We start from the raw sequence: 22,241 nt of genomic DNA on the forward strand, positions 1-22,241 counted from the left end.
TTCACGTTGGACGCGCGGCCCCGCATCGACCGTCGGCGGCGACCGCCGGAGAACACCCCAGCGACCGCTCAGACCAGGAGGATCCGTGACCGACGCCAGCCCCCGGGACCAGCGACCCGACCGTAACCTCGCGATGGAGCTCGTCCGGGTGACCGAGGCCGCCGCGATGGCCGCGGGACGATGGATCGGACGCGGCGACAAGATCGCGGCCGACCAAGCGGCCGTCGACGCGATGCGGCTGATGATCGATTCGGTGTCGATGCACGGCACGGTCGTGATCGGGGAGGGTGAGAAGGACGAGGCGCCGATGCTCTACAACGGCGAGGAGGTCGGCAACGGGGACGGCCCCGCGGTCGACGTCGCGGTCGACCCGATCGACGGAACGACCCTCACCGCGATCGGCCAGACGAACGCGCTCGCGGTGATCGCGCTCGCCGCACGAGGGTCGATGCTGTTCCCGGGATCGGCCGTGTACATGGAGAAGGTCGCGACCGGTCCCGAGGCAGCCGATGCGATCGACATCACCGCGCCGCCCGAGGAGAACATCCGGCGCGTGGCGAAGGCCAAGGACGTGCGCCCGGAGGAGATCGGCGTGATGATCCTCGACCGTCCCCGTCACGAGGGGCTGATCGCCGCGTGCCGCGACGCCGGCGCTCGCGTCTACCTGATCCGCGACGGCGACGTGGCGAGCGCGATCGCCGCCGCGCAGCCCCGGCGCACCGCGATCGACATGATCCTCGGGATCGGTGGCACCCCCGAGGGCGTGATCGCAGCCGCGGCCCTCAAGTGTCTCGGCGGCGCGATGCAGGGACGCCTCTACCCGCGCACCGACGAGGAGCGGGAGGTGCTGATCGGCGAGGGATTCGACCTCGACCGCGTGCTCACCACCGACGACCTGTGTTCGGGCGACGACGTCTTCTTCGCGGCGACCGGCATCACCGACGGCTCGCTGCTCAAGGGTGTCAAGTACTGGCACGACGCGGTGACCACGACCTCGATGGTGATGCGCGCCCGCTCGGGCACGGTTCGCGTGATCGAGGGCGAGCACCAGGTCGAGAAGCTTCAGCGATTTACCGGACGCGACTACCGGCGCTGATCGCTCCGTTCGCCCGATGCGCCTAACGGTCCGACGACTTTTTCGGCGATCAGTTCGAGCATGTCGGCGTCGGGGATCGCGAACGGGATCTGCGCGGGGGTGAGGATCAACTCCTCGACGCCGAGGTCGTCGAACGTGGCGATCCGCTCCCGCACCTGTTCGGGGGTTCCGACGAGGTAGTGGGTCGACAGTTCCTCGCGCGCCGTCGTGTCGAGTCCCGGACTCCAGGTGCGCAGGTGCTCGATCCGCCGTTCGAGGTCGGCGTGGTCCTCCCCCACGATCGTGTACAGGCCCACCGAACGACGCACGGTTGCGGGATCGCGATCGACCTCCTCGCAGACACGTTCGAGGTCGCGGAGCTTGTCCGCATAGGCGTCGGGCGACCATCGCCACACGGCGTTCCATCCGTCGGCATAGCGCGCGATCGCACGCAGCAGGCGTGGTCCCCCCTTGCCGCCCACCCATATCGGCGGGCGCGGACGCTGCGCGGGCTCGGGCCGGTTCAACGCGCCCTGCATCGGGTAGCGGGGGCCCTCGTGGTCCACCGGCCCCCCAGCGAGCAACGGACCGAGCACCTCGAGCTGCTCCTCGAGGATCGCGAAGCGCTCCCCCACCGCTCCGAACGGCAGCCCGAACCGGGCGAACTCGTCCGCGTACCACCCGGATCCGATCCCCAGGTCGAACCGGCCGTCGCTCGCGAGATCGATCGTCGTCGCCGCCTTCGCGAGCAGCGCCGGATGACGGAACGGCGCGCAGAGCACGAGCGTGCCCAGCCGCACGCGTTCGGTCGCGCCGGCGAGCGCAGCGAGCGCGGTGAGGGGCTCGAGCGAACCGAACGGCTCGTCCTTCCCCCCGTAGCGCGCGAGCGACAGGAAGAAATGGTCGGAGATCCACACCGAGTCGAACCCCAGCCGTTCGGCGCGAACCGCCCACTCCCGCAACGCCTCGAAGGTGATCGACCGGCGATCGGGCAGCGAGAAATCGTAATGGGGCAGAGCGAGTCCGAAGCGCATCCCGCACAGCCTAGAGCCAGACGAGCCGGCTCACCCTTCGGTCGGCACGACCTCCCCCGAGAGGACGCTATCGCCGTCGACGTCCTTCACGACGAGGATCGCGGCCGAGCTGAGGTCGAGACGGGTCAGCTCCCCGTGCTCGAACCCGCCGTTGGGATCGAGGGAACCGACGCGGGCGACGAGCAGCCGGAGCTCCGCGCCGTCGGTGAGCCAGACGCGAAGGGGCGTCGCCGTCGTCGGCGGGAGCCCGAGCACGCGGACGTAGGCCACGTCGGACTGCCCCGGCCGGGAAGCCGCGAAACCCCAGCCGTCCCCCTGCCCGCCGTCGGGTGCGGTGAGCTGTCCCGAGCGGACCGACGCTCGCGGTCCCGAGACGAACTCGTCGTCGAACAACGCCGCTGCCGCCGCGGCCGTCTCCCGTGCTCGATCGGCCCGCTGGGCACGCAGCTCCGCATCGCCGGCGCGATCGGCCATCACGGCGCCCCATCCGAAACCGGTGACGGCCACGGCCGCCGCGACGAAGGCTGCGACCGCCGTGATGCGCATCCTGCGGCGGATCGTGGACTCCTTCACGGCCTTGCGGCGAACCGACGTCGCGATCCGCTCACCGAGGTCGTCGGGAGGATCGACCGGTGGCGCCGAGAACGCGAAGATCGCGCCGGCATCCTCGAGCATCTCGGCCTCCTTGCGGCAGGCGGCGCACGTGCCGAGGTGACGTTCGACCGATGACCGATCGCGGGCGCTCAGGGACGACAGCGCATGCTCGGGGAGGCGGTCCCGCACCGCGAGACAGTTCACGGGCGTTCCTTGTCCACGTTGGCCCGGCGAACCTTGATCATCGCGGCACGCAGTCGTGTCTTCACGGTTCCCAGCGGGATCCCGTCCGCCTCGGAGATCTCCCGGGCGGTCATGCCGCGGAAGTAGGCACGCCCCAGGAGCATCCGTTCGCCGTCGGTGAGGACCTCGATCGCCCGGAGCGCCGCGTCGCGCTCGAGGATCGCGTCCTCCTCGTCGGTTCCCGCGATCTCGGGAACCTCGTCGGTCAGCACGAGGGTCGGCTTGCGCACACCGTGCTCACGCCGCAGGCGATCGACGGCCAGATTGTGCGCGATCGTCATGAGCCAGGTGGACAACCGGCCGCGTGCGGGGTCGAAGCGCGCCGCCTTACGCCAGGCGGTGAGGAACACGTCCTGGGTGAGCTCCTGCGCCGCCTCGGTGTTGCCGAGGATGCGCAACCCCATCGAGTAGACGGGTCGCCCGTACCGCGCGTAGACGGTCCGGATCGCCTCCTCGTCCCCGGCAAGGATCCCCTCGACCAACAACTGTTCCTCCCGTGGATGGAACGGTCCCTGGGTCCGAGCGTTCACTCGGTCTCCTCCCCTTCGTACGGACGGGTGGGGGCGGCCGGTTTTCGGCAACGACGGTCGCATCGCCGTCGGGCGCGACGGCCCGTGGCTCCCATTATGCGCTCCCGTTGGAGCTGCGGTTCTGGGCGTGGCGACCGCTCTGCCCCCCACGGCACCGGAAGGGTGGGATGATTCCGGCGTGCGCAACGCTCCGCGACCGGTGCTCCTCCTCGGCATGCTCTTGACGGTGCTCGGCCTTGCACTCGCACCGGCGCACGCCCAGGAACCCGGCGGCACGGAGACGACGTCGACCGTGCTCGAGCTGCAGATCGACGGCGTCGTGGATCCGTTCGTCGCCGACTACGTGGAGGGGCGGATCGACCAGGCCCCGGGACGTGCCGACGCCGTTCTCATCACGATCGACACGCCCGGCGGGCTCGACTCGTCGATGCGTCAGATCGTCCAGGCGATCTCGAACACGTCCGTCCCCGTCGTCTGCTACGTCGCTCCCGAGGGCGCGCGGGCCGCGTCCGCGGGCATGTACATCTTACTGTCGTGCCCTGTCGCGGCGATGGCGCCGGGCACGAACGTCGGTGCGGCGACGCCGGTCGGGCTCTCGGGCGCGATCGCCTCCCAGAAGGCCGTCGAGGACAGCGTCGCGTACGCGCGAGCGCTCGCAGAGGCGCACGACCGCGACGCCGATTGGGCCGAACAGGCGGTTCGCGACGCGGTGAGCCTGTCCGCCGAGCAAGCGCTGGAGCGCAACGTGATCGACATCGTCGCTGCAGACACCACCACCTTGCTCGACGAGATCGACGGAGAACAGGTCGAGGTCGCGGGCGATGCGGTCGTGACCCTGGAAACCGCCGGCGCGCAGATCACGACCGAGACGCTCGGTCCGTTCATCGGCTTCCTGCACGCGCTGTTGGATCCGAACCTCGCCTTCCTGTTCTTCTGGCTCGGGATCGGACTGATGATCCTCGAGTTCTTCCTGCCCCACTTCGGGATCGCCGGCGTGATCGGATTCGTGCTGCTGCTGTTGTCGATCGCCGCCTTCGGCATGCTGCCGGTGCGGCTCGTCGGGGTGCTGCTGCTGATCGCCTCGGCGGTCCTGCTCGTCCTCGAGATCCATACCCCGGGGTTCGGCGTGTTCGGCATCGGGGGGATCATCGGTCTCGTCGTCGGCGGCCTTCTGCTGTTCAACGGGCCGGGCGTCCGTGTGTCGCCCGTGCTGATCGTGATCGTCGCCGCGGCGATGGTCGGGTTCTTCGGGTTCGTGCTCACCGCGGCGATGAAGCTCCGGGGTGCGCCACCGGTCAGCGATCCCGGGGACGTCGTCGGGCGCGAGGGCAAGGCGCTCACGGACCTCGCCCCCACGGGCGTGGTCCACGTGCACGGCGAGGAATGGTCCGCGAGCGCTCCGCACGGCGCGCTCTCCAAGGGAACGCGGGTCCGCGTCCTCAGCAAGGAAGGTCTCCGGCTCGAGGTCGAGCCGGCAGAGTCGTCAGAGTCGCTGACCGGTGAGGCGCACGAGGCGCCCACGACAGACGCGGGAACGGTGGACACCGAGAAGGAGGGAAGCGCGACGTGATCGGCACCCTGATCGCCGTCGGGATCGTGGTCCTGTTGGTCCTGATCCTGATCGCAAGCGCCGTCAAGATCGTCCCGGAGTACCAGCGACTGGTGGTCTTCCGACTCGGACGAGCGATCGGAGCGAAAGGGCCGGGACTCGTGCTCCTGATCCCGATCGTCGATCGCCCGGTCCGGGTCGACCTGCGGGAGTTCTTCCTCGAGATCCCACGGCAGGACTCGATCACGAAGGACAACGCCCCGATCTCGGTCGACTTCATCACCTTCTACCAGGTGGTGAACCCGCAGGACTCGGTGGTCCGGGTCGCGAACTTCGCGGGCGCGGCGCAGGCTTTGGCCGCGACGACGTTGCGCGCCGTGATCGGCGATATCCCGCTCGACGACGTGCTCGCGCGTCGTGACGAGATCAACCGGATCCTGCGGACGAAGCTCGACGAGGTCACCGAGCGCTGGGGCGTGAAGGTCACGAACGTCGAGATCCGTGAGATCGTTCCGCCGCCGGGCGTCCAGGAGGCGATGACCCGGCAGATGTCGGCCGAACGGACGCGCCGCGCGGTCGTCACCGAGGCCGAGGGACAGAAGCAGGCCGCGATCACCGTGGCCGAGGGCAACAAGGAGTCGGCGATCATCAACGCGCAGGGATCCCGCGAATCGGCGATCCTGTCCGCCGAGGGCGAACGGCAGGCCGCGATCCTTCGAGCCGAAGGGTTCTCGCTCGCCCTGCGTACGATCTACGACGTCGCGAGCACGGTCGACGCGAACACGATGAGCCTGCAGTACCTCGATGCGCTGAAGGAGCTGGGAGCCTCAGCGTCCACGAAGTTCGTGATCCCGATGGAGTTCGTCTCATTGCTCTCCGGAGTCACCGAGCTCGCCGGCCGGTCGTTCTCCGACAAGGACGGCGGATCCCCGGCAGGGGGCTAGACGCCGCGAGCGTCTTCGGGGATCTCGATGCCGGCTTGCTGCAGCTCGAGCTTGAAGTCGTGCGGGGAGGAGGCGGCTTCGAGCGCCTCCTCAACGGAGACCTTGCCGTCGATCACGAGCTGCAGGAGCGACTGGTCGAAGGTCTGCATCCCGTAGTAGCCGCCGTCCTTGATCACGTCGTGGATCTCGTGGGTCTTGTCGGCGTCGGAGATGCGCTCGGCGACGCGGCCGGTGTTCACGAGGATCTCCAGGGAGGGAACCCGGCCGCCGTCGACGGTCGGAACGAGCCGCTGGCACACGATGCCGCGCAGTGCCCCGGCGATCGTGAGCCGGATCTGCTTCTGCTGATAGGGCGGGAAGAAGTCGATGCAACGGTTCACCGTCTCCGTCGCGTCAACGGTGTGCAGCGTGGAAAGGACCAGGTGACCGGTCTCCGCCGCCTGAAGGGCCGCACGGACCGTCTCGGTGTCGCGCATCTCCCCGATCAGGATCACGTCGGGGTCTTGGCGGAGCGCGGCGCGCAGGGCGGTCAGGAACGATCCGGTGTCCTGACCCACTTCACGCTGGTTGATCGATGCCACATCGTCCCGGTGGAGGACCTCGATCGGGTCCTCGACCGTGACGATGTGCACCGGCTTCGTTCGGTTCAGGTAGTCGATCATTGCCGCGAGCGTCGTCGTCTTCCCCGACCCCGTCGGTCCCGTCACGAGGATCAGACCGCGCGGCTCCTCCGACAGGGTGCGCATCACCTCGGGCAGGCCCATCTCGTCGAACGAGGGCCCGCCGAAGCGAAGGCGCCGCAACACCATGCTGACCGAGCTGCGCTGCTTGAACACGTTCACGCGGAACCGGCCGATGCCGGGCAGGGAGTGGGCGAAGTCCACTTCACCGTTCTCGGCGAACTGCGTCCGGCGATCCTCGGGGATGATCGCGTCCCCGATCGCGGCGGTGTCCTCGGGCGTGAGCGCCGTGCGGTCGATCTTCCGCAGACGACCGTCGATTCGTAGCATCGGGGGCGAGCCGACCTTCACGTGCAGATCCGATCCTTCGAGATCGGCCACTTGCTTGAGCCACGAGCTGAACTCTCCGGGAACACCGTCTCCCATCGGCTCGATCTGCGCGATCGGACCCTCGTCGTCGAGGTCGGCGGTCGCCGCCGGCGACCGTTCCGTGGGAGCCGGCTCCTCCGCGTCCGGAAGGGGGGACTCCTGGTCCTGCTGCGTGTGAGGAGCGACCGCGTCCGCGATCGGCGCCTTCTCCGAAGCCGACACACCGGCGGGAGGAACCGGGGGGTCGGCAACAGGAGCCGCCGGTTCCGCGACACCCGCCGCCTCGCCCCATGCGGTCACTGACGGATGCGACGCAGCGATCGGCCCCGGGACGCCGTCGCCGGGAGCGACGGCGTCCAGGCGCGGACGTGCTTCATCGGGGTGCTGCATGCAGAACGACTCCCCTCACTCGACGATCTCTGTGGGATGGGACGCGACCCGCACCCGCCACACCGGAACCGTGCCGATCGATGGATCGATCGTGGTTCGGGCGGCTGCGGTCGCCGACAGCTCTCCGGCGGCCGTCTCGGCCGCGGCACCGCCGAGCAACAGCTCTCCGGGCCGCGCCAGGTCCCGGAGCCGGTCGGCCACGCGCCACGGCGAGCCGCTCGAAACGGCGACCCCCGACGGTATCCGGGCTCGCGTTCCCGTCGCGACCGCCGCCGCGACGGCGACAGATCGCTCGCCGGATCTCTGGGCTTCCCGAACGGCGTGTGCGATCTCGACCGCCGTATCGGCTGCGCGGATCGCAGCCTCGTCCCCGTGGAACCGGGCTTCGACTACGGGATGCGCGGACGTTCCCGCGAGCGCGAGGACGCCGCCCGCGCGGCCGGCTACGACGAGGGCAGCGCGGATGCACCGATCGTGGACCTTCCGGCGCACACCGTCGGCCAGGTCCTCCTCGGACACGCCGGATGCGCCCTCGCGTGGATGGAGCTCCAGCGAGAGCACGGCGATCTCCTCCCGCGGCGCGGGTGCGGCCTCTCGCTGGGCGCGCACGGTGGAGAGCGGGATGACGGTCCCGTCCATACAGTGGGGGTATCGGCAGCCTCGGATACCTCCTGAGTCCCGCGGCGGTATGCGGACCTATCCGCCCGTTCTCGCAGGTCACGAGCAGGTCACGAGGCGCGCCGGGCGTTCGCCGGGCCCGGCCGGACCGGCCCTCAGCTCGGACGAGCGGTCCCGGCCGTCAGCCGGCACGTGGCTCGATCCGTGAGCGGTTCATAGGAGCTCATCTGCAGCGGAGGACGAACCTCGGCGAGCATCCCTTCCATCAACCCTCGGTGCACCTCGCACACGAGCGCTCGATGTTCGTCCAGCAGGTCGCGGAACGGACAGTCGCGCATCGTGATCACAACCGTTCCCCCACCGGTCCGCCGGAAGCGCGGCTCGAACCCGGCGCGATCCATCGCCTCCCGGAGGGTGGCGAGGTTGCGTCCCGCCGGGGTCCGCGCCCCGGGTTTGGGCGCATCCCGCGCCACGAGATAGGCGCCCCACTCTCGGGCCAGGGTCGCCGCTCGGATGCGCTGACGTTCGCCCGAGACGACCCCGGCCAGGATCTCGGCGAGCAGGCGCCAGTCGCGGCCTTCGTGGGCTTGCTGTTCGACGACCTCGTACACCGCCTGGGGACGTCCCGCGCCGGTCCCGCGGTGGGTGTCCCGGAGGACGAGACCGACCTCCTCGAGACGTCGCAGGTGGGGGCGGATCGTGTTCGGATGCAGCGAGAGCCGGGCGGCGAGCTCACGGACGGTCACCGGACGTCCGGAGAGCCGGAGGTAGCGGTACAGGCGGAAGCGCGTGTCGTCGGCGAGCGCCTTGTGGACCTCGATCGAGCCCGCGTCGGTCATACCGTTCCTCCTGTGTCCTCCCGGTGCGTCCCCGTCGGGTCGCGGCCGGGAAGCCGTACGCCGGTAGTAGCATGGGGAAAAGTACGGCCCCCACCGTGGCGACCAGGGTAACCACAGCGGCGCGCTCAGGATCATCGCGTGCGTGTTCCCGGTTCGGCACGGCCGATCCCCGACGGCGGCAGAGGTGACCAGGTGACGACGGTCGAACAGGTCCGCGAGGCGCTCCGGCAGGTGCTCGACCCCGAGATCGGCAAGCCGATCGAGGATCTCGGGATGCTCGAAAGCGTCCGGATCGACGGTGCCACCGTGTACGTCCACGTCCTGTTGACGATCGCCGGATGCCCGCTGCGCGAAACGATCACCAACGACGTGAACGCGGCCGTTCGCCCGCTCGACGGCGTCGAGGACGTTCGGCTCGAGCTCACCCCGATGAGCGAGCAGCAACGCGCCGAGCTCGTCGGCAAGCTCCGCGGACCGGGCGCCGCCGCGCCGCAGCAACAACGAACCTTCTTCACGGGATCGGACACGACGGTGATCGCCGTCGCCTCCGGCAAGGGCGGGGTGGGCAAGTCCAGCGTCACGGTGAACCTCGCCGCGGCGATGGCCGCCGACGGACTCAACGTGGGTGTCCTCGACGCCGACGTCTGGGGCTTCTCGGTCCCCCGGATGTTGGGCGTGTCCGGCAAACCCGTGGGATTCAACGACATGATCCTTCCCCTCGAGGCCCACGGCGTGAAGGTCATCTCCATGGGCTTCTTCGTCCCCGAGGAAACCCCCGTGATCTGGCGCGGGCCGATGCTGCACAAGGCGATCGAGCAGTTCCTCGGCGACGTCTACTGGGGGGATCTCGACGTGCTGCTGGCCGACCTGCCGCCGGGGACCGGCGACGTGTCGATCTCGCTCGCGTCGTTCCTGCCGGGAGCCCAGATGCTCGTCGTGACCACGCCTCAGGAGGCCGCCCGCAAGGTGGCCGAGCGCGCGGGCAAGATGGCGGAGCGCACGAACCTCAAGCCCGTGGGTGTCGTGGAGAACATGAGCTACTACACGTGCCCGCATTGCGGCGAGCGCGAGGAGGTGTTCGGTTCCGGCGGCGGCGCGGAGGCCGCGAAGACGCTTCGGGTGCCCCTGCTCGCGCAGGTGCCACTCGTGCCGGCGCTGCGACAGGGCGGGGACGAGGGCTTGCCGATCGTGGTCCGCGATCCGGAAGCTCCGGCGAGCGTGGCACTGACCGAGGCGGCACGAGCCCTGCACCGCGCGTCGAAGAGCAAGGTCGGCAAACCGCTGACGCTGATGACGGGTCCCGCGGCGGCCGGTCACGTCCACTAGCGGCTCGCTCGTCCGCAACGAGACCGGGCGCAGACCTGGGGCGGTCAGGGACGGGACGAGATCGCCGAGCCGACGGCGCGGCCGAGCAACAGACCACCCGCGACGTCGCTGGGGTAGTGAACGCCGAGCGCAGATCGAGAAACGCCCACGGTGATCGACAGCGCTCCGAGGCACGCACGCACGCCGTTCCCGAGACCGAGCTCGCGCGACGCGACCGTCGAGAACGCGGAGAGCACCATCGGGTGGCTGCTCGGCCACGATGTCGCCACCGGGCGCCCGATCAACAGACGCGTTCCGTCCGGATCCGCGTGGTAGGGGCGGGGGCGGTCCCAGAGCTTCTTCAGCCCCTGTCCGACGAGCCACGCCGTTCCAGCAGCCGCGGCGCCTCTCGCCGCCGCCCGCCGATGCCCCGCGGCCGCCAGCACGACCGCCGCAGCGCCGGAGGCTGCGAGCGCTCCCAGCTCGGTGACCGCGGCGAATGCGGCATCGGAAGCCGGCGCGCGCTCGGCGTTCATCGCCTTGAGGAGGGTCTCGTCGATCTCGCGGCCCCGCGGGGAGGACGAAGCGACGCCAACCGCGAGCGCGGCGGCCGTCCAAGCTGCGGTGCGCAGGAACCGACCCATCGGGGCCTATCATCCGGGGAACCGCGGCGGACGTCACACGGAGCAGGACCGACGGCCCAGCGCGAACGAGCACGCGACCGAACCAACCGGTGCGAGGGAGGACGGCGATGGCACGCGACGACAGGGACCGGCGCTCCTCCGAGGAGCAGGACGAACGGGAGCGGCAAGCGCTCGGCCGCGAACGGCGCTCGCGGGGGGGCAAGCTCGTGCTCGCCCTCACGATCGTCGTGCTCGTGATCCTCTTCGCCGTGCAGAACGCCGACTCGACGCGGCTCCGGTTCCTCTGGTTCGAGTTCGCGCCGCCGTTGATCTGGGTGATCGTAGTCGTCGGTCTCGCCGGCGCGGTTGCCGGCTTCATCGTGGGCCGGCCCGGGCGGCGGTTCCGCGCGAAGGTCCGCGAACAGGACGACCGCTGACGGATCGGCGCTCAGCGCGCCCGGGATTCGATCTCGCGTTTCTGGGCGAGCGTGCCGTGCCGGAGCGCGAGCTGGGCACCCCCCACCAGGCGAACACTGCGCGCCGCGAAGGCGCCGAGCGGTCCCCCACGGAACCGGAAGTCGACGTCGTGCTCGAGCCGGCAGCGCTCACCTCCCTCGAGCGAGGTGAGCGTCGTGTCCACCGTTCCCTCGAGCAGACCTTCGAGCTCGATCGAGGCCAGGAACGGCGGATCCCACGATCGCACCCGGCAGTGCACGTTCGCTTGGACGGACAAGAAGCTCATCACGGTCGTGTACCGAACCCCCTCGGCCAGTCCCCCGTCCACACCCTCGACCCGAACGATGTGCTTGTCCCAGTGCGGCAGATTCCGGGGGTCGGATACCACCTCCCACGCCCTCGCGGAGGCGGCCTCGACCTCGACGGCGAACCGGACTCGGGTCACGGCCGCACCGTACCGCTGGACCACCCCGACCACCAGACGATCCGCCCCGGGTTGATGCGCACGACCGCTCCGCCGGACGAGGTCACACCCGCCACGTCGAGATGGCGCGACGCGGATCCCGCGCCAGACGTCAGCCGGTCGGTCGCGTAGATCGCGGCGTCACCGACGATCATCGCTCCGAGCATGTCCCGCGCCCGCCACGAGCTCCCGCGGTCGATGCACACCGCCGCCGATATCCCGGATGACGCTTCGAGACCCGCGAGGGCGAGGATCGGTACAGGCGCACCCGACCAGACGTCCCGCTCGTCCACGGCCCACCGCACCGGAAGGAGGATCGGACCACGAGGGGCCGCGAAGGCGAGCGCCGCCTGGCCGCCGCGGCCCAGACCCGTCGCGATCGGGGACGCAAGGCCGTCGAGCGGGCCGGCGCCGGTCCGCGAGCCCGCACGGAACCGTGCTTGGGAGGGCAGTGGCGACCCTCCCGCTCCCCGCCAGCTGCCCCAGGTCGCCCGCACCTCGTCCCGCGCAACGACCGCCCCGCCGTCGAGTTCGATCCGCGCGAACACCCGCCCGGGTGGGGTCCAGGCGAGCGGCACACGCCGCGCGTCGACCGCGTAGCCCGCGAAGAACCGTGCGTTCTTGCGGCTGAAGCGCGCGGTCGCCCGCGCCAGATCCGGAGCGTCACCGACCGACGCCAGCCAGGTCGAGGTGTCGAGCGCGTCGTAGGTGCGGACACGACCGGTGAAGGCGACGGCGTCATCACCGACTCGCACGAGTCCGGCGACGCGCGGGTCGCGCGTCCAGGAGCGCGCCTTCACCGAACCGCGCGCGGTCGTGACCCAGATGCTTCCCGAGGACCACGCGAAGACCAGCGGCGTCACGTGCGGACCCGATCGCCCCGACGCGGCGATCGCGCAGAACGTTCCCGCCTCGAACACGTCGGCGGCACGATCGGGCAGCGCGGTCATCGCGTGGCTTCCTCGCCCCCGCGCCCGACGACGACCATGGCGGTCGTCCACACGAGGTGGCAGCACAAGGGGGCGAGAACGCCGCCGCTCCACGCACTCAGCGCCACCCACGCCGCACCCCCGACCGCAGCACCCAACACGATCGAGATGCTGCCGCTGGCGGCGTTCGCCGCGACCGCGAGCACCCAGGTGCCTGCGGCCGCGGTGAGCGGCGCGACCGACTGGGCGAAGCGCGGTTGGACGAGCCCACGCCAGAACAGCTCCTCGAAGGTCACCGAGAGCACCGTCAGGGCGAGGATGATCGCCAGGGGATGGTCCGTGGTCGATCGATAGACCCGGTCCGCATCCTCCCGAAACCCCCTCCACCGAGCGGTGACGACGATGAACAAACGCGTCGCGGCGAACAGGGCAACCCCGGCAGCGAGCCCGACCGCCGCGGCCACGCCGGCACCGACCGAGCCGCTGAACACGGGTGGACGGACGAGCACCCCGGCCGTACCGATCGCGACCAGGGTCGGCGTCATCGTCGCCCAGACGCCGGCGCCCCTGCGGATCGCCGTCCAGGCGAGCGCGATCGTCGCGGCGCCGGCGAGCGTGACGACCAGCTCCACGGTCCCTCCTCGACCTACCTGGGCAGGAACCGCGTCTTGACCGCGACCTCTGCGGTGAAGGCGGTGACCACGGCGAGGTAGAAGAACCCGGTGGCCGCTTGGACGGCCGACGCTCGTTCCCCCTTCAACGTCGCGCGGACGAACCCGGCGACAAGTGCCGTCACCCCAACCATGCCCAACGCGATCCACGGTGCGAGCGCGCCCGCGGTCAGCAGTGGATTGAAATCCGCGGACTCCCCCACCCCGCCGAACCCACCGGAGATGACCGCAAGGGCTTCGGCGATCACGCCGCCGATCAGGACGTTCGTGTACCGGTTGATCGGCACGCGCGAGAGCCCACGATCGGTGAGGTACCAGTGGCCGAGGAGCAGACCGTCGGTGACCGCACCGAGGAACCACGCGCCCGCGAGCAGTTGGAACAGGGCGATCGGCGCGTCCTGCCGGGCGGTCTGCGCGATCGGGAGCAGCACCGCGACCGCGACGACCGCGGCCACGATCCCGACGGCGCGAGCCGCGGCCTGCCGGCGGGCGAGGAGCAGGCCGACCCACACGAGCGTGAGGACGGCGGTCGCCGCCGCCAACCGCACGACCCAGGCCCCTTCCGCGCTCCCGGCGACCGCTCCGTTCGCCGCCGCGAGCCAGCTCGCTATCGCCACGGCCGTGAGGATCGACCCCGTGAGGGTGAAGAATCCGCGTTTCACCTCGGTCCACAGAGGCGTCGCCCACAGCAGCACCGCGCCTCCGGCAACGGTCTGCGCGAGCACGATCGCCATCACACCGGCGGAACCGGTCATCGGATCGCCTCGTCGCGGGAAGGAGTCATGTCGGTAGAGCCTACCGGCGAGACACGGCCGCCGAGGCGCACCGCGTCCGACATCGAACGGGAGGGCAGCGGGTAGGCTTGCGGGTCCCATGGTGAACGGCTGGCGGAGCTACGACGACGTCGCGGAAGTGTACGAGCGCGTGCACGCGCCGCGAACCGGGATGGTCGCGACCGACCTCGTCACCTACGCGGGCGTCGATCCCGGTGAGCGCGTCCTCGACGTCGGCACCGGTACGGGCGTGGCGACCGAGGCCGCCGCCGGCGTCGTCGAGGGGCACGCAGGGATCGCGATCGGGGTCGACGTCTCCCTCCCGATGCTGGTGACCGGGCGGAAGGTGAGGCCGGACCTCCACCTCGTCGGCGGTGAAGTGATCGACCTGCCGTTCCGCGACGCGACGTTCGACGTGGTCACATCGACCTTCGTTCTCCAACACTTCACGCGCTACGACACCGCGCTGTTCGACATGCTCCGCGTCACCAGGTCCGGCGGCCGGGTCGCGGCCGCGACCTGGGGCGCGAACATCGACGACCTGGAACGCAGCTGGCGCTCGCTGCTCGAGGAACGGACGGGGCCCGACATGCTCCGGGACGTCCAGAAACAGGCGTCGCCGTGGCGGACCCGGTTCGAGGACCGCGAGTTGCTCGAGGAGACGTTCGTCGACGCCGGGATGCGTTCGGTGCGGACCGAGCGGCGCGAGTACCGGTTCACGTTCCGTCTCGAAGAATGGATCGAAGGTCGCGCCGCGCTTCCGACCGGCCGGTTCGTCAAACAGATGCTCGGCGACCAGATCTTCGCCACGTTCCTCGATCACGTTCGATCGGTGTTCGCCGACCGGTTCAGCGACCCGCTCAACGACTTCCGCGACGTCTGGTTCGCCGTCGGCACGAAGTCGTAGGCGGGCCCGGACGTGGGACGGGCTCAGTCCTCGAGGGTCAGCACGTGGAACGACTCCGCGTGCTCGACGTCGATGCGCGACCCCGCGGCTGCGGCGTCCTTCGGCAGCCATTCCTCGAAGTATCCGAGGAGGTCGCCCTCGACCTGGCTCCGGTGACGCGCGAGGGCTTCGACCTTCGTCGCCATGTATCCCGTGACATCCTCGTCGTGGTTCGGTTCGAGGGTCCACGCGAGCCATACCTGCGACGCGCTCCAGGGGGCCAGCCCCGCACCGAGCTGCTCGGAGGAGAACAGCGGATTGCCCGCGTCGGGGAACACCGCGTCCAACGTGACGTCTCCCGCCGTGCGGTGGTCGCGGTGGTTGATGTAGTTGTCGTCGAAGAACCGGGCGGTCGGATCGCTCGTGAGCACGATCTCGGGACGGACACGGCGGATCTCACGGACGATCTCCGCCCGCACCTCGTCGGTGTTGCGCAGATCGCCGTCGTGGATATCGAGCACGCGTCCCCCGGCGAGCCCCAGGACACGGCCGGCGTCGACGACCTCCTCGGCGCGGATCCGTTCCAGCTCCGCGCGATCGGTGGACGGATCGTTCGATCCCCGGTCACCGTTCGTGAGCACGAGCAGATGCACTTCGCGCCCCTGGTCCGCGAACTTCGCGAGGGTTCCGCCGGCGGCGATCTCGGCGTCGTCGGGATGAGCGAACGACGCGAGGACGGGACCGACAGCCATCAGCGCCGGCGGGTTGCACGGCGGCGGAGGAAGGTGACGAGGGAGCGAACGGGAACGCCGGTTCCGCCGAAGCCCCACAGATCGCCCGAGTTCTCGGCGAACGCCGGCCCGGCGATGTCGAGGTGGACCCAGGGGACGTCGTCGACGAACTCCTCGAGGAACAGGGCCGCGGTGATCGCGCCACCCCAACGCGGTCCGGTGTTCTTCACGTCGGCCACGGGCGAATCGATCAGCTGGCGATACTCGGAGCGCAGCGGGAGCTCCCACATCGGCTCCCCCGCCTGGTCTCCCGCCGCGATCACCTCGCGCACGAGCTGCGGATCGTTGCCGAAGGCGCCGATCACGTCCTCACCGAGCGCCACCATGCAGGCCCCGGTCAACGTCGCCGTGTCGACGATGCAGGCCGGCTCCTGTTCGGCGAGCCACGCGAGCGCATCGGCGAGCACGAGCCGTCCCTCGGCGTCGGTGTTCATCACCTCGGAGGTCTTCCCGTTCCGGTGATGGAGCACATCGCCGGGCCGGATCGCCGAACCGCTCGGCATGTTCTCCGACGCCGGGATCGCCGCGACGACGTTGACCTTCAGACCGAGTCGTGCGATCGCCTGCATCGTCGCGAGGATCGACGCGGCGCCTCCCATGTCGGACTTCATCCACTCCATGTTCTTCGCGTCCTTGAGCGAAAGACCGCCCGAGTCGAACGCGATGCCCTTCCCCGACAGTGCCACGGGCCGTGAGGTCGCGGACGCGCCCCGGTAGTGGAGCTCGATCATCCGCGGCGGGTTCGCGCTCCCCTGGCCCACCCCGAGGATCCCGCCCATCTTTCCCTTGCGGAGCTCCGCCTCTTTCCACACCTTGATCTGGAGACCCTCGGCCTTCGCCATGCGTTGCGCCTCGCGCGCGATCGCGTCGGGGGGAAGATCGAGCGCGGGCGTGTTCACCAGATCGCGTGCCCAGCAGACGGCCTCGGCCACGATCTGCGCTTCGTCGGCCGCTCGGCGGCATGCGCGGGCGTTCCAGGACCCACCGCCGAGCAGTTCCACGGCTGCGAGCTCGGGCTCGGGCTCGGACGCAGTGGTTCGGTACCGGTCGAATCGGTACGTGCCGAGCAGCATGCCCTCGACCACCGCCGCGACGGCCTCCTCGTGCTTGCGTACGGCTTGGGGCAGCGTCGTGGCTACCGACGCGAACCGCGCCGCCCGGGGGGCCACGCGCGCGGCCACGCGGCGAAGGACGTCCGGCGTGACCTCGGAGCGATCGCCCAGACCGACGAGCAGCACGGCGCCGGCGGCGAACCGATCGTCGTCGCGCCGAACGTGCATCAGGGTCTCGCCCTTGGCACCCGTGAGCTTGGCCTCGGCGAACGCCTCGGCCAGGCCCGCCTGCTTCACGCCCGGACCGGCCTCGGGTCCCTTGAACACCGGCAGGACCAGCAGATCGACCTGGACATCTGCGGCGGCGTCGGTGGAGAACGAGAACTCGGCCACGATCGGCTCCTTCCGAACAGCGAGGCGGGGATGGTCGCTGGAGTCTACCGACCACGCCGGAGCCCGTCCGGGACGGGTCCGTCCCGTCCGAGTCGACCACCACTAGGCTGGGTGCATGAAGACGACAGATATCCGCACCCTCGTCCACTTCTCCTCCCAGGAGGCCGCCCGACGCGATCTGTTCGAGACCGAACACCTGTGGTCGGAGGTGATCTGCCTGCAGGAGAGCCAGCGGATCGGCCCGCTGGGCGACGAGCGGTCGGACGCGATGTTCGTCGTCCTCGCCGGAGAGGTCGCCGTACAGGTCGGCAAGGGGCGCGCGCGGATGCGCCAGTGGGAGTCGGTCACGGTGCCGGCTGGGAGCGACCTGACGATGGCGAACGCGTCCGAGGAACCCTCCGTCGTGCTCGTGGTGGCCGCACCCCCGCCCGACCGATCCGCCTAGCCTCGGGGCGGTCGGATGACTCGGGTGCGACGAGGCAGCCCGAAGGCCACGATCCCGAGCGCGCTCGCAACCACGAAGCTCGGGATGCTCGCGCCGAGCGCCCCACCGAAAAGCGGGAACGGCGCCCCGAGCAGGTCAGCGAAGAACCATTCGACGCCCGCCGACCACGCTGGCAGCGGGCTCGGGATCGACCACTGGTAGACGCCGAACCCCACCACCCACGCGGTTAGCGCTCCTGGGTCGCACCACGCCCGGGCGGGCCCGGGGCGCACGAGCCTGTGGGCGAAGTACACGCCGAACAGCGGAACGAACACCGAGCCGATCGTCAGGAGGAACAGCTCGAAGGTTTCCGCGGATTCACCGAGGACCGCGGCAAGGGCGAACGCCGCGATGCCGGCGACGAGTGTCAGCCGGCGTCCCGGGAGGATGGGCCCGATGTTGCGCACCGACGTCGCGGTCGAATACAGATTGGCGAACGCGCCGTCGGTCTCACCCACGAGCAGCGCGAGAAGGACGACGGCGCCTCCACCGAGGGCGATCAGCGCCGCACCGATCCCCAGCACGGTGGCCGAGCTGCCGGCGACCAGCACGAGCAGCGCGCCGAGCGCATAGAACCACACGTTGCCGAGCACGTAGCCGCCGTAGGTCCCGACGAACGCTGCGCGAGGAGACCGCGCGAACCGTCCGTAGTCCGCCACGAGTGGGAGCCACGACACGGGCATCGCGATCACGAGGTCGACCGCCACCCAGAACCCGAGCCCCCCGAGCCCGGGAGCGCGCCACGCGCCGCCCAGGTCGCCGGAAGTCGCCACCCGGAAGGTCAGCCACGCTCCCGCGCCGAGCAGGACGAAGATGCCGAACCGTTCGAGCCAGCGCCGGACGAACACGACCGGTCCGGCCATCGCCAGAGCGATGCACACCGCGGCGATCACGACCAGCCAGGCCCCGTAGATGTCGAGGCCGAACGCGCTGCGAGAAACGGCGTTCGCGATCCCCGCCATCGCCCAGAACTCGAACGCCGCCCACCCGATCAGCTGCACGGCATTGATCGCCGACGGCACGTAGGAGCCGCGCTCGCCGAGGACCGGTCGCAGGAGCGCCATCGTCGGCCGGCCCGTCCGAGCGCCGTCGGCGGCGACGGCGGCGAGGGGGAGGCAACCGAGCAGCGAACCGACGGCGATCGCGCCGATCGCAGCGGGCAACGCCATCGCGGGCACGAGCAGCGCCCCGGTGAACAGCACGAGGATGCCCACCGAAAGATCGCCCCACAGGACCCCCATATCGAGACCGGAGAGCTCTCGGCCCTCGGTCGGGACGGGCTCGATGTCACCACGGGGCGCGGCGCGCTCGAGCAGGCGCCCGAGGCGGTCGGTCACGCCAGCCACCGCTGCATCTCCTTCCCTCCGCCGGCATTACCCGGAGCAGGTTCCGCGGGTCGCCGGCGATGCGAGCCAGCCTCTCAGCCCGGTCGTTCCCGAGCTCCCCGACGCCGCGTCCACGGCGGCGCACCCGGAGTCTACGCCGCGCACGGGGGAGGGTTCAGCGAGGGATCCGCTCGATGTCCGCGCGTAGCCCCCACATCGATGCCTGCATCAGGCGCGCCATGAACGGTCGGTAAATCCGAAGCATCACCTCGCCGACAACGGGCGGAGGCAGGGCCAGCTCCTCGGTCCATCGGAAGCGGCACCCGAACCCGGCGGGGATCAGGACCCACGTGCCGTCGCCCTCGATCCAGCTGCGGTGCGCCATCGTCAGGCGATGGGGCGGGTCCCAGCCGGTCACCTCGAGGCGTTCGACGAACAACGGAACGCCCAGCACCCGCGTCTTGACCGCGACCGAGGTTCCGATGCCGGCCGCGTGGGGCGAAACGACCTGGACCCGGTCGGCATCCTTCATCCATCGGGCCTGCGCCTCCCAGTCGGTCAGCGCGCTCCAGGCGGTCTCGACCGGCACGGGAAGGCCGATCTCTCTCGTGAGCCGCATCCGTCGATCGTGGCACACGCCTGCGAACCGGACACCGGCGCTCGAGCGGCGCGGCCCTAGGGGTCCGGCGGGGGCACGTCGCCGGGAACCGGCACGGAAGCGTCGTCGACCGCCATCGGAAGCCGGACCTCGACCGTGGTGCCCCGTCCATGGGCACCGTCGACCCGCATCGACCCGCCCTCGAGCCGGGCACGCTCCAGCATCCCGGTGATCCCGAGTCCGGGGGGCGATGCATCGCTCCCCGGTTGCGCGGCGGCATCGATGCCGACGCCGTCGTCGGCGATGCGCAGGATGAGCCAATCCTCTCGTGACTCGACGGTGACGGTGAGGTGGGTGGCCTTCGCGTGATCGAGGACGTTCGAGATCGCCTCCTGCGCGATCCGATACGCGACGGCACGGAGCCGTTGCGGCGGCTCGACGAGGAGGCGGTCCTCGACGTCCCACCGGGGGGCGTCCTCGTGGACGGCCTGCTTCAGGTATGCGCGAAGGGCTGCCGTGAGGCCGTCCTGGTCGAGCGCGCGCGGTCGCAGCTCGAAGAGCACCGATCGGAGTCGATCCGTCGCCTGCTCGACGGCCGATCCCAACTGATCGATCGCACCCAGCTGCTGGGGATCGGACAGGCCCGTGCGCAGGGTCTCCAACCGCATGCCGATCGCGGCCATCTTCTGGATCGGATCGTCGATGATGTCCTCCGCGAGCGCGGCTCGCTCCTGTTCCTGCACCTGCACGAGATGGTTCAGCAGGTCTCGGCGCTCGCGGTCGGCGTTGCGGAGCGCGTCGAGCGAGCCCGCGAGATCCTTCACCGACGAGCGGAGATAGGCCTCGGCGCGCTTCTGTTCGGAGATGTCCGAGATCGTTCCCAGGTAGCCGGTGACCGTCCCCCGCGCGTCCCGAACCGCCGTCGCGCTCCCGAGGACCCATCGGACGGCTCCGTCGGGCAGGAGGAAGCGGTACTCCTGGCCGAACTCTCCGCCCGCGGCGGCCGCCTCGTTCCACGCCCGCAGGACTCCGTCTCGATCGTCCGGGTGCAGCGCGTCGGCCCAGCCAGATCCCTGAGCGCGCTCGAAAGGCATCCCCGTGATCTCCGACCACCGTTCGTTCACGTAGAAGCAGCCCCCGGCGACCGTCGTCTGGAAGATGCCGACGGGAACGTTGGCCGCGAGCGCTCGGAAGCGCTCGAGGGTATCCCGGAGACTCTCCTCCGCGGCCTTCCGGTCGCTCACATCGAGCATCACGCCCTGCCACACGGGCCGATCCCCAGTCCCGTCGAGCAACAGTCCCTCGTCCAGGACCCAGACGTCCCGTCCGTCCGCGGTCCGCAGCCGGTACTCCTCCCGATACGAGGTCACCGTTCCGGCGAGGCGGACATCCTCGTGCACGACGCGCCGGACGTCGTCCGGGTGCACGATCGTTTCCCAGAACGACGGATCTTCGAACCGCTCGGGCGTGTAGCCGGTCAGGGTCTCGATCTGCGGACTGATGTAGAAGCGCTCCGGGTCGCCGTCGACGGACTCCACGTACACCACGGCCGGCATGTTGCGGACCAGGCTTCGGTACCGCTCGTCGACCACCCGGAGCGCACGCTCGGCCTCCATGCGGTCGGTGACATCCAGCATCACGCCCTGCAGAAGCCAGGGAGAGCCGGAATCGTCGCGGAGGAACAGGCTGGCGACGTCGTGGATCCACACGTAGTGACCGTCGCGGTGTCGGATCCGGTACTGCTCGTCGAAGGGTTCGCCGGTGCGCTCGGTGTGCTCCGAGGCGACGTACACCCGGTCGCGGTCGTCGGGATGGACCAGTTCCTTCCACAGGTAGGGCTGGTCGTCGTACTCCTGCCGCGTGTAGCCGATCAGTTCCTCGATCCGGGGACTGGTGTAGTAGCCGAGATCGAAGTTCTCGAGGGCGGCCGGCGCCTCGAGGTGCTCCTCCGCCTCCCAGATGTAGGCGACGGCGGGGATCTGCTCCACGAGCCCGCGGTACATCAGGGCGGCGCGACGCAGCTTCTCCTCCGCGTTCCGCTCCTCGGTCACGTCCCGCTGGACGGCGAAGTAGTGCGTGATCGCTCCGGCCGCGTCCCGGATCGGCAGCACCCGCCACTCGAGACGGAAGGTCGAGCCGTCCTTCCTGTAGTTGATCGCCTCGCCCTCGAACGGCTCACCGCGTTCGAGGCACGATCGCAAGCGGGTCATCACGTCCCGTTGCGTCAACGGTCCCTGGAGGATGCGTGGATTCCGTCCGAGGACCTCCTCGGGCTCGTAGCCGGTCATCTCGCAGAACGCGCGGTTCACGTAGACGATCGTCGGACCCGGCTCGTCCAGGCGGGTGTCGGTGACGACGACCCCTTCGAAGGCGCCCTCCACCACGGCGCGGAGCAGGCCTGCCGCGTCGTCGGTCATGGCGGTCGGTCCGATCATGGTCCCCCTCCGGGACGGCGTCCGCGGCCCAGCATGGGCTCCGCGTTCCAGCATGGGTTCCGCGGACCACCGCGTACTCCCTGCATCGGCACGGGGACGACGCCCTTGACCGCTCCTCCTTCCCGTGGGTCGCCCTCAAGCAGCCTGGAGCGTCGCCGATGCCTGTGGAGGAAGCGCTTGGGCACCGCCGGT

The 22,241-nt window shown here is 70.2% G+C and carries 23 protein-coding genes and 1 riboswitch; of the genes, 7 read left to right on the forward strand and 16 right to left on the reverse strand.

The window, feature by feature from the left end; translation table 11 throughout:
- The first annotated feature begins 85 nt into the window (after positions 1 to 85).
- Positions 86 to 1,096: a class II fructose-bisphosphatase gene (gene glpX, locus WEF05_08625; protein MEX1101946.1), complete on the forward strand. Its 1,011-nt coding sequence runs from the start codon at positions 86 to 88 to the stop codon at positions 1,094 to 1,096.
- On the opposite strand, the gene WEF05_08630 is transcribed toward glpX, so the two are convergent.
- Genes WEF05_08630 through WEF05_08640 form a run of 3 tightly spaced genes read right to left on the reverse strand, consistent with a single transcriptional unit; the run spans position 1,084 to position 3,476 of the window.
- The gene (locus WEF05_08630) at positions 1,084 to 2,109 is read right to left on the reverse strand and encodes an LLM class flavin-dependent oxidoreductase (protein ID MEX1101947.1); all 1,026 of its coding nucleotides are present in this window, start codon (positions 2,107 to 2,109) and stop codon (positions 1,084 to 1,086) included. The two genes, glpX and WEF05_08630, sit on opposite strands and share 13 nt — an antisense overlap.
- Positions 2,110 to 2,139: 30 nt before the next feature.
- Positions 2,140 to 2,907: an anti-sigma factor gene (locus WEF05_08635; protein ID MEX1101948.1), complete on the reverse strand. Its 768-nt coding sequence runs from the start codon at positions 2,905 to 2,907 to the stop codon at positions 2,140 to 2,142.
- Entirely contained in the window at positions 2,904 to 3,476 is a 573-nt protein-coding gene (locus tag WEF05_08640; protein MEX1101949.1) for a sigma-70 family RNA polymerase sigma factor, read from the reverse strand. The genes WEF05_08635 and WEF05_08640 overlap by 4 nt, the downstream gene beginning before the upstream one ends.
- Positions 3,477 to 3,654: 178 nt before the next feature.
- On the opposite strand from WEF05_08640, the gene WEF05_08645 reads away from it, so the two are divergent.
- Together WEF05_08645 and WEF05_08650 are read left to right on the forward strand one after the other, a co-directional pair.
- Positions 3,655 to 5,046 carry a nodulation protein NfeD gene (locus WEF05_08645; protein MEX1101950.1) on the forward strand — a complete coding sequence of 464 codons (1,392 nt, stop codon included), beginning with the start codon at positions 3,655 to 3,657 and terminating at the stop codon, positions 5,044 to 5,046.
- On the forward strand, positions 5,046 to 5,969 hold the full coding sequence (locus WEF05_08650) for an SPFH domain-containing protein (GenBank protein MEX1101951.1): 924 nt from the start codon (positions 5,046 to 5,048) through the stop codon (positions 5,967 to 5,969). Before WEF05_08645 ends, WEF05_08650 begins: the two co-directional genes overlap by 1 nt.
- Here WEF05_08650 and WEF05_08655 read toward each other — a convergent pair.
- From WEF05_08655 to WEF05_08665, 3 genes are all read right to left on the reverse strand, one after another.
- Positions 5,966 to 7,408 carry a PilT/PilU family type 4a pilus ATPase gene (locus WEF05_08655; GenBank protein ID MEX1101952.1) on the reverse strand — a complete coding sequence of 481 codons (1,443 nt, stop codon included), beginning with the start codon at positions 7,406 to 7,408 and terminating at the stop codon, positions 5,966 to 5,968. The two genes, WEF05_08650 and WEF05_08655, sit on opposite strands and share 4 nt — an antisense overlap.
- Before the next feature lie 15 nt (positions 7,409 to 7,423).
- Positions 7,424 to 8,047, reverse strand: a complete 624-nt coding sequence (locus WEF05_08660; GenBank protein MEX1101953.1) for a hypothetical protein — start codon at positions 8,045 to 8,047, stop codon at positions 7,424 to 7,426.
- 134 nt (positions 8,048 to 8,181) lie between these two features.
- Positions 8,182 to 8,865, reverse strand: a complete 684-nt coding sequence (locus WEF05_08665) for a helix-turn-helix domain-containing protein (protein MEX1101954.1) — start codon at positions 8,863 to 8,865, stop codon at positions 8,182 to 8,184.
- 165 nt (positions 8,866 to 9,030) lie between these two features.
- Between WEF05_08665 and WEF05_08670 the strand changes: the two genes are divergently transcribed.
- Positions 9,031 to 10,191 carry an Mrp/NBP35 family ATP-binding protein gene (locus tag WEF05_08670; protein ID MEX1101955.1) on the forward strand — a complete coding sequence of 387 codons (1,161 nt, stop codon included), beginning with the start codon at positions 9,031 to 9,033 and terminating at the stop codon, positions 10,189 to 10,191.
- Between the two features lie 44 nt (positions 10,192 to 10,235).
- Here WEF05_08670 and WEF05_08675 read toward each other — a convergent pair whose 3' ends face one another.
- Positions 10,236 to 10,814 carry a phosphatase PAP2 family protein gene (locus tag WEF05_08675; protein MEX1101956.1) on the reverse strand — a complete coding sequence of 193 codons (579 nt, stop codon included), beginning with the start codon at positions 10,812 to 10,814 and terminating at the stop codon, positions 10,236 to 10,238.
- 107 nt (positions 10,815 to 10,921) lie between these two features.
- Between WEF05_08675 and WEF05_08680 the strand changes: the two genes are divergently transcribed.
- Positions 10,922 to 11,230, forward strand: a complete 309-nt coding sequence (locus WEF05_08680; GenBank protein MEX1101957.1) for a hypothetical protein — start codon at positions 10,922 to 10,924, stop codon at positions 11,228 to 11,230.
- An 11-nt stretch (positions 11,231 to 11,241) separates the two neighbouring features.
- Here the strand turns inward: WEF05_08680 and WEF05_08685 are convergent, their stop codons facing one another.
- The 4 genes from WEF05_08685 to WEF05_08700 are packed head-to-tail and all read right to left on the reverse strand — an operon-like array spanning position 11,242 to position 14,067.
- Positions 11,242 to 11,694 (reverse strand): SRPBCC family protein, encoded by a 453-nt coding sequence (locus WEF05_08685; protein MEX1101958.1) that lies wholly within the window; start codon positions 11,692 to 11,694, stop codon positions 11,242 to 11,244.
- On the reverse strand, positions 11,691 to 12,662 hold the full coding sequence (locus tag WEF05_08690) for a pyridoxamine 5'-phosphate oxidase family protein (protein ID MEX1101959.1): 972 nt from the start codon (positions 12,660 to 12,662) through the stop codon (positions 11,691 to 11,693). Before WEF05_08690 ends, WEF05_08685 begins: the two co-directional genes overlap by 4 nt.
- On the reverse strand, positions 12,659 to 13,273 hold the full coding sequence (locus tag WEF05_08695) for a CPBP family glutamic-type intramembrane protease (GenBank protein MEX1101960.1): 615 nt from the start codon (positions 13,271 to 13,273) through the stop codon (positions 12,659 to 12,661). Before WEF05_08695 ends, WEF05_08690 begins: the two co-directional genes overlap by 4 nt.
- 14 nt (positions 13,274 to 13,287) lie before the next feature.
- The gene (locus WEF05_08700) at positions 13,288 to 14,067 is read right to left on the reverse strand and encodes a hypothetical protein (GenBank protein ID MEX1101961.1); all 780 of its coding nucleotides are present in this window, start codon (positions 14,065 to 14,067) and stop codon (positions 13,288 to 13,290) included.
- 118 nt (positions 14,068 to 14,185) lie between these two features.
- Here WEF05_08700 and WEF05_08705 point away from each other — a divergent pair, with 118 nt between their 5' ends.
- Positions 14,186 to 14,992, forward strand: a complete 807-nt coding sequence (locus WEF05_08705; GenBank protein ID MEX1101962.1) for a methyltransferase domain-containing protein — start codon at positions 14,186 to 14,188, stop codon at positions 14,990 to 14,992.
- Between the two features lie 23 nt (positions 14,993 to 15,015).
- On the opposite strand, the gene WEF05_08710 is transcribed toward WEF05_08705, so the two are convergent.
- Positions 15,016 to 15,723, reverse strand: a complete 708-nt coding sequence (locus WEF05_08710) for a PIG-L deacetylase family protein (GenBank protein ID MEX1101963.1) — start codon at positions 15,721 to 15,723, stop codon at positions 15,016 to 15,018.
- Complete coding sequence (locus WEF05_08715; GenBank protein ID MEX1101964.1) at positions 15,723 to 17,207, reverse strand: leucyl aminopeptidase; 1,485 nt, start codon at positions 17,205 to 17,207, stop codon at positions 15,723 to 15,725. Before WEF05_08715 ends, WEF05_08710 begins: the two co-directional genes overlap by 1 nt.
- 115 nt (positions 17,208 to 17,322) lie before the next feature.
- On the opposite strand from WEF05_08715, the gene WEF05_08720 reads away from it, so the two are divergent.
- Positions 17,323 to 17,652 (forward strand): cupin domain-containing protein, encoded by a 330-nt coding sequence (locus WEF05_08720; protein MEX1101965.1) that lies wholly within the window; start codon positions 17,323 to 17,325, stop codon positions 17,650 to 17,652.
- Here the strand turns inward: WEF05_08720 and WEF05_08725 are convergent.
- From WEF05_08725 to WEF05_08735, 3 genes are all read right to left on the reverse strand, one after another.
- Positions 17,649 to 19,037, reverse strand: coding sequence for a cytosine permease (locus WEF05_08725; GenBank protein ID MEX1101966.1), 1,389 nt, complete (start codon positions 19,035 to 19,037; stop codon positions 17,649 to 17,651). The two genes, WEF05_08720 and WEF05_08725, sit on opposite strands and share 4 nt — an antisense overlap.
- A gap of 12 nt (positions 19,038 to 19,049) precedes the next feature.
- Positions 19,050 to 19,139: riboswitch (TPP riboswitch) on the reverse strand.
- Between the two features lie 52 nt (positions 19,140 to 19,191).
- The gene (locus tag WEF05_08730; protein MEX1101967.1) at positions 19,192 to 19,635 is read right to left on the reverse strand and encodes an SRPBCC family protein; all 444 of its coding nucleotides are present in this window, start codon (positions 19,633 to 19,635) and stop codon (positions 19,192 to 19,194) included.
- 56 nt (positions 19,636 to 19,691) lie between these two features.
- Positions 19,692 to 22,049: a PAS domain-containing protein gene (locus tag WEF05_08735; GenBank protein MEX1101968.1), complete on the reverse strand. Its 2,358-nt coding sequence runs from the start codon at positions 22,047 to 22,049 to the stop codon at positions 19,692 to 19,694.
- Positions 22,050 to 22,241: the final 192 nt, after the last annotated feature.

The sequence above is a fragment of the Actinomycetota bacterium genome, assembly GCA_040881665.1.
Classification (GTDB): domain Bacteria; phylum Actinomycetota; class UBA4738; order UBA4738; family HRBIN12; genus JBBDWR01.